Annotated in this window: 14 protein-coding genes; 9 read left to right on the forward strand and 5 right to left on the reverse strand. The window is 68.7% G+C overall.

Annotation, left to right across the window (positions count from 1 at the left end):
• The first annotated feature begins 61 nt into the window (after positions 1–61).
• The 4 genes from ACFWN3_RS14555 (at position 62) to ACFWN3_RS14570 (ending at position 3,064) form a co-directional block, all read left to right on the forward strand.
• On the forward strand, positions 62–574 hold the full coding sequence (locus ACFWN3_RS14555; protein ID WP_377640744.1) for an NUDIX domain-containing protein: 513 nt from the start codon (positions 62–64) through the stop codon (positions 572–574).
• 44 nt (positions 575–618) lie between these two features.
• Positions 619–1,704 (forward strand): redox-regulated ATPase YchF, encoded by a 1,086-nt coding sequence (gene ychF / locus ACFWN3_RS14560; protein ID WP_377640746.1) that lies wholly within the window; start codon positions 619–621, stop codon positions 1,702–1,704.
• A 296-nt stretch (positions 1,705–2,000) separates the two neighbouring features.
• Complete coding sequence (locus ACFWN3_RS14565; protein ID WP_377640748.1) at positions 2,001–2,948, forward strand: DMT family transporter; 948 nt, start codon at positions 2,001–2,003, stop codon at positions 2,946–2,948.
• Entirely contained in the window at positions 2,945–3,064 is a 120-nt protein-coding gene (locus tag ACFWN3_RS14570) for an SDR family oxidoreductase (protein WP_342666166.1), read from the forward strand. The genes ACFWN3_RS14565 and ACFWN3_RS14570 overlap by 4 nt, the downstream gene beginning before the upstream one ends.
• A 116-nt stretch (positions 3,065–3,180) precedes the next feature.
• On the opposite strand, the gene ACFWN3_RS14575 is transcribed toward ACFWN3_RS14570, so the two are convergent.
• A complete protein-coding gene (locus tag ACFWN3_RS14575) occupies positions 3,181–3,633 on the reverse strand; it encodes an Lrp/AsnC family transcriptional regulator (RefSeq protein ID WP_342666165.1) in 453 nt (150 codons plus the stop codon).
• Positions 3,634–3,710: 77 nt separating this feature from the next.
• Here ACFWN3_RS14575 and ACFWN3_RS14580 point away from each other — a divergent pair, with 77 nt between their 5' ends.
• Positions 3,711–4,979 carry a MalY/PatB family protein gene (locus ACFWN3_RS14580; protein WP_051750561.1) on the forward strand — a complete coding sequence of 423 codons (1,269 nt, stop codon included), beginning with the start codon at positions 3,711–3,713 and terminating at the stop codon, positions 4,977–4,979.
• Positions 4,980–5,286: 307 nt separating this feature from the next.
• On the opposite strand, the gene ACFWN3_RS14585 is transcribed toward ACFWN3_RS14580, so the two are convergent.
• The 4 genes from ACFWN3_RS14585 to mobF form a co-directional block, all read right to left on the reverse strand.
• Entirely contained in the window at positions 5,287–6,066 is a 780-nt protein-coding gene (locus tag ACFWN3_RS14585; protein WP_377640751.1) for a hypothetical protein, read from the reverse strand.
• A 449-nt stretch (positions 6,067–6,515) separates the two neighbouring features.
• On the reverse strand, positions 6,516–7,613 hold the full coding sequence (locus ACFWN3_RS14590) for a tyrosine-type recombinase/integrase (RefSeq protein WP_377640753.1): 1,098 nt from the start codon (positions 7,611–7,613) through the stop codon (positions 6,516–6,518).
• Between the two features lie 58 nt (positions 7,614–7,671).
• Entirely contained in the window at positions 7,672–7,902 is a 231-nt protein-coding gene (locus ACFWN3_RS14595) for an AlpA family transcriptional regulator (protein WP_048702058.1), read from the reverse strand.
• 172 nt (positions 7,903–8,074) lie between these two features.
• On the reverse strand, positions 8,075–10,759 hold the full coding sequence (mobF, locus tag ACFWN3_RS14600) for a MobF family relaxase (protein ID WP_377640755.1): 2,685 nt from the start codon (positions 10,757–10,759) through the stop codon (positions 8,075–8,077).
• 364 nt (positions 10,760–11,123) lie between these two features.
• Between mobF and ACFWN3_RS14605 the strand changes: the two genes are divergently transcribed.
• The 4 genes from ACFWN3_RS14605 to ACFWN3_RS14620 all read left to right on the forward strand — a co-directional run bounded on the left by ACFWN3_RS14605 (position 11,124) and on the right by ACFWN3_RS14620 (position 13,597).
• On the forward strand, positions 11,124–11,456 hold the full coding sequence (locus ACFWN3_RS14605; RefSeq protein WP_377640757.1) for a DUF3024 domain-containing protein: 333 nt from the start codon (positions 11,124–11,126) through the stop codon (positions 11,454–11,456).
• Between the two features lie 47 nt (positions 11,457–11,503).
• Positions 11,504–12,088, forward strand: coding sequence for a helix-turn-helix domain-containing protein (locus ACFWN3_RS14610; RefSeq protein ID WP_377640759.1), 585 nt, complete (start codon positions 11,504–11,506; stop codon positions 12,086–12,088).
• Positions 12,079–12,537, forward strand: coding sequence for a hypothetical protein (locus ACFWN3_RS14615; protein ID WP_377640761.1), 459 nt, complete (start codon positions 12,079–12,081; stop codon positions 12,535–12,537). The genes ACFWN3_RS14610 and ACFWN3_RS14615 overlap by 10 nt, the downstream gene beginning before the upstream one ends.
• A gap of 802 nt (positions 12,538–13,339) precedes the next feature.
• The gene (locus ACFWN3_RS14620) at positions 13,340–13,597 is read left to right on the forward strand and encodes a hypothetical protein (protein WP_377640763.1); all 258 of its coding nucleotides are present in this window, start codon (positions 13,340–13,342) and stop codon (positions 13,595–13,597) included.
• The last annotated feature ends 22 nt before the right edge of the window (positions 13,598–13,619 follow it).

A 13,619-nucleotide genomic window follows, 5' to 3' on the forward strand; every position in this document is an offset into this window, starting at 1 on the left:
GCGTCGTCGTCCTCGGCGTCCTCCGCGCCGCCGGGCCGGAGCGGACCCGTAGGGTCGAGCCATGCCCGAGAGCCCTCGCCGACCGGAGTCCGAGCGGGACCGGCTGCGCCGCATCGCGATCCTCAACGCGCGACTGCCGAAGAAGCGGACCATCGCCCAGGGCGTGCTGCGCAACCCGGCCGGTGAGGTCCTCCTGTGCGAGCTCAGCTACAAGCAGGAGTGGGACCTGCCCGGCGGTGTCGTCGACCCGGGGGAGTCGCCCGCCACGTGCGTCGAGCGCGAGGTCCACGAGGAGCTCGCCATCGAGGTGACCGCGGGCCGGCTGCTCGCCGTCAACTGGCTGCCCCCGTGGCGCGGCTGGGAGGACGCCCTCCTGTACCTGTTCGACCTCGGCACCCACGACACCGGCGAGCTCGACCCGTCGCGCTTCCTCCGGCGCGAGATCGCGGGGGCGCACTGGCTCACCGTCGCCGACGCCGCGGCCCACGTCGCGCCGTACACCGCGCGGATGCTCGAGCTCGCGGTCGACGCCGCGCACCCCCTCTACCTCGAGAACAGCGAGCCGAGGACCTGACCACGGTCGGAAGCACCTGGCGGCCCCGGTAGACTCCTGATCCCGTGGCCCTCACCATCGGAATCGTCGGACTCCCGAACGTCGGAAAGTCGACGATGTTCAACGCCCTCACGAAGAACAACGTCCTCGCGGCGAACTACCCGTTCGCGACGATCGACCCCAACGTGGGTGTCGTCCCGCTGCCGGACGAGCGGCTCGCCCGCCTCGCCGAGATCTTCGGGAGCGAGAAGATCCTCCCGGCCACGGTGTCCTTCGTCGACATCGCCGGGATCGTCCGCGGTGCGTCGGAGGGGGAGGGGCTCGGCAACAAGTTCCTCGCGAACATCCGCGAGGCCGACGCCATCTGCCAGGTCGTGCGGGCCTTCGAGGACGGCGACGTCGTCCACGTCGACGGCACCGTCTCTCCCGAGTCCGACATGGAGACGATCCACACCGAGCTCGTGCTCGCCGACCTCCAGACCCTCGAGAAGGCCGTCGTGCGCCTGGAGAAGGAGGCGCGGATCAAGAAGGAGTCCAAGCCGCTGCTCGAGAACGCGCTCGCGGCCCAGAAGGTCCTCGAGGAGGGGCACACCCTCTACGCGCACGGTGCTGCCGCCGGTGTCGACCTCGACCTCGCCTCCGGTCTCGGCCTGCTGACGACCAAGCCGTTCATCTACGTCTTCAACCTCGACGAGGACCAGCTCGCCGACGCCGACCTCCACGCCCGGCTCGCCGCGCTCGTCGCACCGGCCGACGCCGTGTTCCTCAACGCCAAGCTCGAGATGGACCTGATGGAGATGTCGCCCGAGGACGCCCTCGAGATGCTCCAGTCCTTCGGCGCCGAGGAGTCCGGGCTCAACCAGCTGGCCCGCGTCGGCTTCCACACCCTCGGCCTGCAGACCTACCTCACGGCCGGGCCGAAGGAGTCGCGCGCCTGGACGATCCGGCAGGGCTGGACCGCCCCGCAGGCCGCCGGCGTCATCCACACCGACTTCCAGCGCGGCTTCATCAAGGCCGAGACCGTCTCGTTCTCCGACCTCGACGAGCTCGGCTCGATGGCCGCGGCCCGCGCCGCCGGCAAGGTGCGCATGGAGGGCAAGGAGTACGTCATGCAGGACGGCGACGTCGTGGAGTTCCGCTTCAACGTCTGAATGGGCGCGTTTGCGCAGTTCAGATGGGGTGCGCCCTGTCCCAGTCCGCACGCAGTCCGCAAGAGTTTCAGCGCGATGTGCTCGATCTGCCCGTCTGAGTGCCTAGGTCCGGACCCCCTGCGGCCATGTGATCCACGCATGACGTGACCCTTGGGCGGCGGTACGCAGCAGGCCTGAAGGGACGCAGACCCTTCCGGTCATGCCGATGAGCGCGTACCGCCATCGCCCTGTGCCGCGGGCTACTCCGCAGCGGACAGGCTGAGGTCGCCCAGCGCCTCCCTCGCTAGGTTGTGCCAATGGGCGCAGCGCGTGTTGTCGACCGGCCGAGCGCACGCTTGGGGCTGCTCCAGGTCTGTACCGCCGGCGTGCTGTGGGGCACCGGTGGTCTCGTGGTTACCGTCCTGCACGACCGTGATCGCTTGGGGGCGATGACGGTCAGCGCCTGGCGAATGGCACTAGGGGCAGCAGCCCTGATTGCCTTCGCGATGCTGACGGGCCGATCGCGCGTGGCCCTACAGACGATGCGCACCCATCCGGGGCTAGCGACTGCAGTGGGGGTCGGCACGGCTATGTACCAGGGTCTGTACTTCGTGTCGGTGCTCCTCGTCGGGGTCAGCATCTCCACCGTGGTCTCGCTGGGCCTTGCCCCAGTCCTGGCTGCCACGTGGGAACACTTGGCCGCCAAGTCCCCCCCGTCCCGGCGAGAGGTGGCCGTGCTCGCGGCTGCGCTCGTCGGACTGGTCTTGATCAGTCTCACCGCCGGGCACGGACCCGCCAGGGAGGGCAACGACACGACGACGCTAGGACTGGTGCTTTCCGTCGCGGCCGGTGCGACCTACGCCGCGACCACCGTTCTCGGGCATACCTTGGCCCAGCGGGTGGACCCCGTGGCCCTAACCACGTGCGCCACCACGATCGGTGCCGTCGCACTTCTCCCGTTCCTGGTCATCGCTGTGGTGACCAACCAGCCGGTCGCCAGCGCGGACCCAACCTCCCTGCTGCTCCTGGTGTACCTGGGAGTGGCGACGATGGCTGTGTCCTACGGCCTGTTGTACGCGGGGCTGCGAACGACCTCGGGCTCGGCCGCAACAGTGGCCACGCTCGTCGAGCCCTTGTCGGCGGCGCTCCTCGCCGCGGTGCTGCTCGACGAGCGACTGCCCCCAGCGGCGCTGCTGGGTGGCGCGCTGATCCTGGCCGCCGTAGTGGCCCTTCGACCCGTCGAGGAGAATCCCGCGCCCGCTTGAACTGGACCGCCACGCCCGACGAGGTGAGCCCATCGGTGGTCTTCCTCGCCTCGGACGCCGTCAGCTTCATCACCGGGAGCGTCCTGGTCATCGACGGCGGCTACACCGTCTACTGACCCACGCTCCCGCTCACGCGGCGGCGGCGGACTCGCCGGTCAGGGCTTCCCCAAACCAAAGGCGCCAGGTTCGCCCCCGGGTGGGCCGTGTCCGGATAAGGACGTCACCACAGTGGTCAGGTTGGCAGGGGGCGACGGGGGACGACGTCCTTGATGATGATCGTGGAACTGATCCGCTGGACACCCGGCAGGCGGCTGAGTCGCTGCTCGTAGAGCTGCTGGTAGGAGGCGAGGTCCTTGGTGACCACCCGGATCAGGCAGTCGGGTTCTCCGAACAGACGTTGGGCTTCCACGACGTTGGGGATGGCCGCGAGCTGCTCGTCGAACTCGTCAAGGCGGCTGACGTCCTGCAGGGTGACGAACAGCAGGGCCTCGAACCCGACGTCGAGGGCATCGCCGTCCACCTCCGCGCGGTAGCCGAGGATCACGGCGGCAGACTCCAGCTCGCGCAGCCGGCGCAGGCATCGCGAGACGCTGAGGTTCACCTGCCGGGCGAGGTCAGTCACCGTGATCCGCCCATCCGACTGCAGCACAGCAAGAATCTTGCGGTCAATGGCGTCAATGGTCACGAACCTATCTATACACCCAGCCGTTCGCGCCAAGAAGGCAAACACTTGGTCCGAGAATATGCGTACGGTTGCTGAGCATGAGCGAGACCACCACTGCCCCAGCAAGCCCCCTGACCCAGCTGTCCCTGGACGACCTGCGGCAGCGCACCAGCATGAAATGGCGCACTCATCCAGAGGACGTGCTGCCGCTGTGGGTGGCCGAGATGGACGTGCTACTGGCGCCGCAAATCGCCACGGCGTTGGAGGAGGCCATCGGACGTGGCGACACCGGGTACGCGACCGGCACCCGGTACGCCGAGGCCGTCAGCGACTTCGCAGCACGGCGCTGGTCGTGGCGCGGCCTGGACGTGGCGCACACCGCAGTGGTACCCGACGTGATGGCGGGGGTCGTGGAGATCCTGCGCCTGATCACTCAACCGCGCGACGTCGTCGTGGTGTGTCCGCCGGTCTACGCGCCGTTCTTCGCCTTCGTCACCCACGCCGACCGACGGATCGCCGAGGCGCCGCTGACCCCCGACGGGCGCCTGGACATCGACAACCTCGACGTCGCCTTCCGGCGGGCGCGCGTCGCGTGTTCGAACCCCGTCTTCCTCATGTCCAACCCGCACAACCCCACCGGGGTCGCGCACACTCGCACCGAGCTGGAGTGCGTCGCCGCACTGGCCCAGCTGCACGGCGTGCGAGTCATCTCCGACGAGATCCACGCCCCGCTGGTCCTGGACGGCGCCACCTTCACCCCGTACCTCAGCGTCGACGGGTCCGACGACGCCTTCGCGCTGTTCTCCGCAACCAAGGCCTGGAACCTGGCCGGCCTCAAGGCCGCGGTCGTGGTAGCCGGACCCACCGCGGCCACCGACCTGGCGCGGATGCCCGAGGAGATCAGCCACGGACCCAGCCACCTGGGTGTCATCGCCCACACCGCCGCCTTCCGTGACGCGAGCGAGTGGCTGGACGACCTCCTGGTTGACCTCACCGCCAACCGCGACCTCCTCGCCAAACTGCTCCACGAGCACCTCCCTACCGTTGACCACCTGCGACCCGAGAGCACCTACCTGGCCTGGATCGACTGCAGCCCGCTGCGCCTGACCACCGAGCCGGCGCCTCACGGGCCGGCAATCGTGAGCGACCTATCCGGTCCCGCCCGCTACTTCCTCGACCACGCCCGAGTCGCGCTGAGCTCAGGGCATGTCTTCGGAACGGGCGGGCAAGACCATGTCCGCCTGAACTTCGCAACCAACCCGCAGATCCTGACCCAAGCCATCACTCGGCTCGGTCAATCCCTGAGCACCCGATCAACGGCAATGACGCGCCCAGCCGACCGGCCACCACCTGAAACGCCGCCTTAGAAGTCCCGTCATGCGGCGAACCGCGCCGGGGGAACTCAGGCATTGAATCTTGACGGTCAGTCATTGGTTGAGGCCTACCGTGGACGTTGGGTGCGGGCGCCTCGAATGAATTGCATCCGCAGCAGTTCCCATTCTGTGATTCGCGGGCCCCGTTGCGAAAAGCTTCCTCATTTGCCGCGATCCGGGAAGCGCCGGCTCGCGGCGGTGGGGCACTTCTTGGTCGCCGTTGCGGCTGGGGATCGCCACCCGGAGCGTGCCCGTGCGGGGACCCTCACGTGCACGGATCCGCCGCGCCGTCGTTGCGAGTTCAGTCGGTGGCGATTCGCCGGAGGATGTTCGCGAGCAATGTCACCGAGTCGGCGGCAATCCCAGCGTCGCGGCGAGTGCCACCCGGCCGGTGCTTCACCGCCTCCGCCAGTTCTGCCGCTTTGCGGACGAGTGCCCGCACCTCGACGTTCCCGGCGCCCGCCAAGGTGTCCTCGACGTAGCGGGTGATCCGCATATGCGTTTTAGCGACCGGCGGCTCTGTCTCTCCATCGCGCAAGTGCTTAGCCGGGTCATACACGGTGCCGCTCAGCGCCTCCATCACGGCCACGCAACGCCGCCCGACATCCTGGTAGTCGGCAGATGTCACAGCAGAGCGGAAACGGACCTTCACGTCATCGAGCGCGGCATCGACGGCGGGCCAGCCTGTGCCGCTTGCGGGGGACACGCCCTCGGCGACGGCCGACGCGAAGGCGGCGTCCTCCAGACGGTCGAGTTCGGCGAAGACGGGCCCGAAGAACTTCCCTAGGATGTCGCGGCGTGCCTGCCAGCCTCCGCTCCCCGCGGCACCTCGGTTGATCCAGTAGGACCTGAAGCCGCCGAAGTCGCGCCACGGAAGGTTCAGGTGGATTCCGTGGCGAGCCAAGGTCGCTCGTAGTGCACGCTGCGTTGTCGCGATCTGGTCGCCGTTTAGCCGCTGGTTCTGCGCGGCGGTGCCGAATTCCTCCAGTTCGGAGTGCACGAGGCTCGCAAGCGCGACTGCCGTCGCAAGGTCGTCATCACCGGGCAGGGGGCCCGCGATCAGGTTCTGGATGACGTCCATCCGTGGTTCTTCGACCGCGGGCGACCAGGGGTCGGGTCCCGGTGCCGAAGCGGCGAAGAGATCGTCAAGGTGCACGGCGACCCTTCCGCTGCAGTTGCGGGTCGGCGGCGAAGGGCACGGCTGGTTGATGCGATTCTGGGTTCACGAGATCCCCCGATGCTTGGTGGTGCCCCGATCCTGCCTGATGTCGCGGCCGTGACCAGTTGTCCATCGCTTGTACACGCGGCCCGTCCACAAATGCGCAGTCGCGAGGAGTCGAGCGGGACCCCGGTGGCGGTGAATCCCGGCCGACCAATCCGGACGCCGCCGAGACAGGGAAGTCAGCCGGGGACGGCGCCATGGCCGCCCTGACTGGCGTCCCACAGAGGGTGTTGTGACCCGCCACCGGCTCACGTCCTGGAAGGTACGTCTGCGGTCCGAGGCAACGCTCACTCGGCCGGACTCGTCCCCTACTTGGCCAGGGTCGCCGGCTCCCCGAGCGATATGGACATGATCGACTCCGCAGCCTTCCTTGTCCGGTCCTCGGCGGTTGGCCAGAGATGGGCGTACGTGTTGAGGGTCGTCGTCGCCTTCGAGTGACCGAGCGAGCGCTGGACGGTCACAACGTCGCACCCGGCGGCAATGAGGCCGGAGGCGTAGAAGTGCCGCAGGTCGTGGAGCTTGATGCCGGACAGTTCGGCGTCGTGCAGTGTCTTGCGCCACCAGTAGCTGACGGTGTTCTGGTGTGGTGGGCCGTCGCCGTCCCCGGCGAAGAGCCAACGATCAATACCGGTAGTGCCGTGGGCGGCGACGTGCTTGGCGAGGACGGTGACGAGGCTGTCGGCGAGGTAGACGACGCGCTCTGACCCGTACTTCGGCGCCCGCACGTCGATCGCCCCGCCGTTGACACGTTGCACCTGGCGGGAGACCTTGAGTGACTTGCGGAGGAAGTCGACGTCGCCGAGTTGGACGCCGCCGGCCTCGCCCAGCCGAAGGCCGGCGAACGCGCAGAGGGCGATGAATGGCTGGAACCGTTCGTCGGCCACGGCCATGAGCTGCCCCACGTCTTTGGGCGTGGGGATCGACATGGCGATGTCGGGGCGACGGCCGCGGGGGAGGCGTACTGCGTCGGTCGGGTCGGTTCCGATCACCCGATCCTTGACGGCGGCGCGGAACACCGACCTGACGTTGACGTATCGGGTCTTGATCGTGCCGGGGGCGAGGCCGGCGGCGTTCATCTGCTTGATCCAAGTCTCGACGTCCGAGCGCCGGACCTGTTTCATCGGCTTCCCGGCGAAGGGCACGGATCTGGCCGCCAGCGACATCGCGAGCACGGTGCCGGGTGCCCAGACCTGGCGGGCCGACCACTCGCCGAAGAACGCCGCGAACGTGATCCGGCCGGCCTGTGGATCCGCGTAGGTTCCGGTGACGACGGCCGAGGTGACCGCGTCGAGCCACTGCTGGGCGTCGATCTTGCGGTCGAAGTGTCGCGAGTGCTCCTTCCCGGACTCGTCCCGATACCGCGCCCGCCACTTGCCGTTGGCTCGCTTGGCGATGTTTCCCGCCATGGTGATGCTCCTTCCGAGATCGCTCCATCGTCTCTCCGAGATCTGACGGCGGGCAGTCTCAGCGGTGGTTCTGTGGACGGTTGGTCTGCTCGCTGAGCCAGAGGACGAGGTCTGCGCGCCAATAGCGGACGTGGCGGCCGAGCTTGAAGCTGCGCGGCCCGGACCCGAGGTGGCGCCAGTAGCGCAAGGTGCCCTCAGGCACCCGGAGGAAGGCGCAGGCCTCCTGGAGGGTGAGCATCTCGTCCCCGGCGTTCTGTGGGCGAAGAGTGGGGTGGTGTTGTGCGGTCATCGTGGCGCTCCTCGTGATCGGTGGCAGTGAGCGTCGGCTCACGCCGGTCATCATGGGAGGGGGTTGTACCCGCCTTCGTACCCGCCTGAGGCTTCGCGGGGGAGGTACAAAGGGAGGGACGTTGGCATCGCCGCAGGTCAGGGCACGTCCCCAAGAAAGTTCAGAAAAGCTGTCAACGCCCGACCGAGAGGCCCTTCATCCCCGACTGACGTGACGCGCCGTGCTGTTGTTCCCGCTCTCGGTGCCGTCGTTCCCCGGTCGGTGTCGGCGCGTCAGGCCGCAGCGCGGGTCCGTACCGTTCGATGTCCTCGAGGGCGGCGTCGCGGGCGCGGGCGGGGCCGAGGTCGGACCGGTTGCGCGCGAACGCGTCGATCCACTGCTGCTTGGCTTCCTGGAGGGTCTCGGCGACCAGGTGCGCCGTGTTGCCGGCTCGGCCGCGGGTCATGGAGACATACGCCGCTGCGGCGCCGGTGGAGTCGGTCAGGGCGACGTGGGCGCGGGTGACGGTCTCGCCCTGGGCTGCGTGGACGGTCGTGGCGTAGGCGAGCTCGACGTGCTCGCGCACGTACTCGGCGGGGACGATCTGGTCTCGTCCCCGATCGTGGAGGGTCACCGAGCCGTCGCCGCCGACGCCGATCACGGTCCAGGTCTGTCGGTTCGCGACGCGGAGGGCGGGGTCGTTGCGGCGCGTCGCGACCCGGTCGCCGACCGTGAGTGTCTCGCCGCGGCTGGTGGTCACCGTTGGGCGGCCTCCGGAGAGGGGATCGACGTCGGTGCGCTGCACGCGGATGGCCGCGTTGAGGTCGGCGACCTGCTCGCGGGTGTCGGCCATGACGAGGTCGCCGGCCGCGCCGAGGCGCGCGAGCGCCGCTGTGCGCTCGACGTCAGAGGGGTGCACGACGATCTGACCGCGAGCGAGAAGTGCGTCGAACACCTCGTCGCTTCGGTAGCCCTCGCGCATCCGGAGGCTCAGGATGGCGTAGGCCTCGTCGGTGAATCGGCGCACGGTCTCGAGGGTCACGACCGCCGCCGGGTCCGCGTAGGCGACAGCGTGGTCGAGGACGCCGCCCCGGCCGACGGCCGGGAGCTGGTGGCGGTCCCCGATGAACGCGACCCGGGCGCCGGCCTCGTCGGCGAGGGTGAGGAGCGCCCGGGCGGTGTCCTGGTCGAGCATCCCGGCCTCGTCGACCACGAGCAGGTCCCCGGGTCGAAGGGCTGCCGACTCGCAGGGTCCGGGGTCGGACTGCCGGGACCAGTGCCCGTCGTCGTCCCAGCGCCAGCCGTGCTGGTGGATCAGCCACGCGGCGGAGTGTCCCTCGGCGCCGGTCTCACGCGCGGCGACGTCGGCGGCCTTCATGGTCGGGGTCACCAAGACCAGTCGCCGACCGTGGTACGCCAGCTGCTGTCGGACCGATCGCAGAACCGTGGTCTTGCCTGCTCCGGCAGCTCCCTCGACGACCACGAGGGGCGCGGTGCTCGTCAGCGCGCCGACCGCGTGGTCGTGGACGGGCTCTTCCTGATGCGGGTCGAGGCTGTCGGAACGTTGCAGATTGGTGGAGTGGTCGGCGCGTCGGGCGATCCGGGCGATGAGGTCACACTCGACGGCCAGGACCCCAGGCGAGGTGAGAGATCGGACGTGTTCGGGGACGTCGCGTCGGGCCAGCAGCGGGGTGCAGCGCGCGACGGCCCGGGCAGTGACGTCCTCCGCCAGCTCGATCCGGGCGGCGGGGTCCGCGACGAGCGCCGTCTGGGCGAGTAGGACCTCGGTCTTCCCGCGAATGTCAGCCGTGTTCCAGGCCGATCGCCTGGCGCCGAGCATCGAGACGACCAGGTCAGCGGCAGCGTCGCGGGCGATCCACCCCGGCAGCGTCCGCCGGAGGGGGACGGCGTGGGCCGGGTCTCGGTAGCCGACCTCGCGGAGCTCGCCGTTCCATCGGTCGACGAGCTCGCGACCGTCCGTGGGCACGACCTTGTCGGGTCGTGCCTGTGCCCACGCCCACCGGTCCCACACCTCACGCATCCGAGGACCCGGTTCTTGGTCGGGATGCGCGCCTCGCCAGTCGGCCTCGAGCCGGTCCACGTTGCGGCGGATCTGCGCGGCCCTGGCACTGAAGGCGCCGACGTACGGCGCGAGCTCGCGGATCTCGCTCGTCTCGGGGTCGACGGTCAGCCCGTGCGCAGCCAGCACCGCCCGGAACTCCGGGTCGGTCGCGACGGCGGCGTGGCCGATGCCGTTGATCGCCTCGATGCTGTCCCGGACGCCGACGGAGTGGATACCCCGCCAGGCGCCGGCCGCCCAGACGCGGGCGTTGATCTGCAGGTGGAGGTGGCGGTGCGGGTCGCCCGCGCGAGACGTGTAGTGCCGGATGACCGCGGCCTCGATGGACTCGACGGGAACCTGGACCTGGCGCCCGCGAGGGCCGACGCGGGTGGTCGCGTGCGCCGCGATCCAGCTGACGATCTCGATGGCCGCCTTGTCCTGGGCTCGGTCCAGGGCGGCCGAGACCTCAGGATGCAGAGCGGCCGCCAGCGACCAGGTCTTGGGACCGTTGACGACCACCTCGACGAAGCGCAAAGCGTTGTCGTCGGTTCGGATGTGGCCCTTGGGCGTCATCGTCTCCAGGTCGAAGCCGGCGACCCACTGCTCGTACACCTCGCCGGTCATACAGCCCATGCTTCGCACGCCGCCGGGGGTGGCGACCAAGCGCGTCGCGACGCCGTTGCCCTCGGCGAGGTAGTAGTCGTCCGCCCGCGACCGGTCCTGTTCGACGTAGGCCCGGGCAGCCCTCGGTGCTCCGCGGTAGAACTTCACCCCACCGTGCACCCGGATCACCGCCTCCACGATGTCCGTCGACAACCAACGGACCCCTAGAAATGCCGCGTGGACCGCCCGTTCACGGGCGGTCCAACTACGTCCTTCGTAGCATGCGTGCCGCTGTGAATGAAGGTGGTAAGGCGGGGAGGTGAGGGATGCCGGTGAGGGATTTCTGGGAACCGTGAAGAGCCAACGCTTGTAGACGAGCCGAAGGTGGCAGGGGTCGCGAAGAGCGAGCAGATCAGGAGTCGGCAGAACAGGATTCGAGGGCGGAAGCGACGACCTACGGGGCGCCGATGAGCTGGCGGTCGATGAGCACCCGGGCACGCGCCTCCGCGGCCAGGCGGTTGGCGTCGTCCCCGATGTTCATGACGCCTCGTAGGGTTCTGCGCTATGGACTGGTGTGATGGCACTTCCGGAGACTGACCTGCACCGCATCCGCCTGTGGGCGCGAGAGCGGGTGCCCGAGCACTTGTGGGACGAGGTCAGGGTCGAGGCCGACGTCTCCGACCGACACGTCGACATCGTCGAGGTGCGGCCGCCGTGGGACGGCGTCGGTGAGCACACACGCTTCCCGATCGCGCGACTGCGCTACACCAAGGCGACCGGCGTGTGGGCGATCTACTGGCGCGACCGCAACCTCGAGTTTCACGAGTACAAGCGCAAGCGCCCGACGAAGAACGTCCAGGCGCTCCTCGACCACATCGGGACGAGTGGTGACCCGATCTTCTGGGGTTAGTGAGCGGCTCGTTGACTATCGATATGATGGAGGATAACCTCAGTTATATGAGAACGGAGGCGCCCCTCCTCGCTCCGATCTTCCGGTCGGACGGTCAGGCACGTCTCCTGTCCACCTTGTTGCTCACCGGTGACGAGCTGAGTCTCACTGACCTGGCCGAGCGGGCCGGCCTGGCTTACCCGACCGCGCATCGTGAAGTCGCTCGCCTGATTGATGCCGGCATCCTGAGCGAGCGACACGTGGGGCGCACAAGGCTGATCCGCGCCAATGGCGAGAGCCCGCTTGTGGAGCCCTTGCGCGAGATCCTCACGGTCGTGACCGGCCCGGTGGTGATTCTGGCCGAGGAGCTTGCCCGCATCGATGGGATCGAGGCCGCGTTCCTCTACGGCTCCTTCGCCGCTCGGCTGCTCGGTGATGCTGGTCCGGCCCCGCACGACATCGACCTCATGGTGCTCGGTGCGCCCGATGTGGACGCGGTCTACGAGGCGTGCACGCGAGTCGAGTCGGCCGTGCGCCGTCCCGTGAACCCGACGATCCTCACCCTGGAGGAGTTCGCGGCGTCCTCCGGCTTTCTGGACAACGTGCGCAGCGGCTCGGCGGTCGCCGTCATCGGAGCGCTGCCGTGGCACTGACCCCGCTCACCCGCGTCCAACACGCGACCGTCGTTGCGTTGCTGGAGGCGCACCGTCTCGATATCGTGCCCGCAGACCTCGCACGGGCGACCTCATTCCTGCGGCAGGCTCAAGAACGCTTGGACCAGCTGCCGCTGCTCACGAGCGTCACCGTCGCGTACGGCGTCGCCTACGACGCGTGTCACGACACCGGGGAGGCGCTGCTGGCGGCGTACGGCTTCCGCACGTCCAACGGGCCGGGCCAGCACGAGGCGCTCGGCCGTTACCTGCGCGCGGTGTTCGACAAGCCTCCGGCAGAGAAAGCCGCTCGAGAGTTCGACCGCCTGCGACGCGCCCGCAACCAGGACCGCTACGAGGCGAGGCCGGTGGGGGCAGCGGCGACCCAGAAGGCCCAGCAGGTCGCGCGGACGCTGTTCGACTCTGCCCTCGCCAGAGGCCTCTCGACCTGACCTGCGGTCCGCAAACAGTCCGCAAGAAGTCCGGCGGAGACCGATTCTCACCGACGACGGCCAATGGCCCGGTGACCACGTTTCCGCAGGTCAGACCGCATCTTCCGGCGGTTGTCGACGGCCACCGACGAGAGTCGAGAACACCGGTTTTCGTTCCGCTTCAACGTCTGACCCGACGGCGTGGGTGCAGGTCGAGCACCTGCCACCCCTCAGCGGTCGGCGCACGGCCGCCCCTGGTCTGCGTCGGCCGGCGTACGTGTGCGGCGCCCCACGTCGGGGCCCATCACGATCCGATCCCTTCGGCACCCGCCGCAGAGGTGTGAGGTGGGTTGCACGACGTTTCATGAACGCACGGACATGCCGATGGTCGCTGGTTGCCGCAAACTTCCGCGCCATCACCGCGACGGCGCAGAAACTCCGAGATGACGCAGATATACGTGCGCCCTGCGTGAACTTCTGCGTCATCACCGTGGTGGCGCGGTACTTCCTGATCTGCCGCTGGCCGCCCGTAGTCGCTGACCCGTGCAAATCGGCTCGTACGCGTGCTGGTGGTTTGGTGGTGACACTGCAGTAGGCGCCGTGGGAATGTTGGTGCATGTCAAAGGGGGTGTCTCGCGCGAGCTGTAGCGCCCTCCTGGCTGGGGTCGTTCTCACGCTGTTTCCCAGCGCCTGTACCTCAGGCGCGACGCCGATTGACCCTCCAGACCGGTTCCCGGGGCGCCCTGAGGCGACAGCGCGTGAACCTTTGGCGCGCTCCAGCTGGCAGCCCGGTCAGAGCGCGATGGTCGGGTCCATTCCGGGGGTGCTCACGCTGGATCAGTCCGGTTGCATACGGCTGGAGGAGGAAGGCGGCCCGATGCAGTCGCTGGTGTGGCCGGAAGGGTGGACCGCAAAGTTGACCGGTCAGGACGTCGTGATCACCGACCCGACTGGCAAGCGCAGCATCCGGACGGGTGAACAGGTCGAGCTCGGTGGTGGCTTCATCAGCTTGGATAAGTACGAAGCGCAGCGGTGCGCATCTGGTACGCCCTGGCAGGTTGTCGGATTAAACTCCAAGTAGCGGCTGTCGCAGGCCCTGCGCC

The organism is Oryzobacter terrae, assembly GCF_042756445.1.
Taxonomy (GTDB): domain Bacteria; phylum Actinomycetota; class Actinomycetes; order Actinomycetales; family Dermatophilaceae; genus Oryzobacter; species Oryzobacter terrae.

Bases quoted from the DNA above. Each gene is read 5' to 3' on its own strand.
- ACFWN3_RS14555 (WP_377640744.1), top strand. From the start codon at position 62: ATGCCCGAGAGCCCTCGCCGACCGGAGTCCGAGCGGGACCGGCTGCGC.
- ACFWN3_RS14565 (WP_377640748.1), top strand. From the start codon at position 2,001: ATGGGCGCAGCGCGTGTTGTCGACCGGCCGAGCGCACGCTTGGGGCTG.
- ACFWN3_RS14580 (WP_051750561.1), top strand. From the start codon at position 3,711: ATGAGCGAGACCACCACTGCCCCAGCAAGCCCCCTGACCCAGCTGTCC.
- ACFWN3_RS14585 (WP_377640751.1), bottom strand. From the start codon at position 6,066: ATGGACGTCATCCAGAACCTGATCGCGGGCCCCCTGCCCGGTGATGAC.
- ACFWN3_RS14590 (WP_377640753.1), bottom strand. From the start codon at position 7,613: ATGGCGGGAAACATCGCCAAGCGAGCCAACGGCAAGTGGCGGGCGCGG.
- ACFWN3_RS14595 (WP_048702058.1), bottom strand. From the start codon at position 7,902: ATGACCGCACAACACCACCCCACTCTTCGCCCACAGAACGCCGGGGAC.
- ACFWN3_RS14605 (WP_377640757.1), top strand. From the start codon at position 11,124: ATGGCACTTCCGGAGACTGACCTGCACCGCATCCGCCTGTGGGCGCGA.
- ACFWN3_RS14610 (WP_377640759.1), top strand. From the start codon at position 11,504: ATGAGAACGGAGGCGCCCCTCCTCGCTCCGATCTTCCGGTCGGACGGT.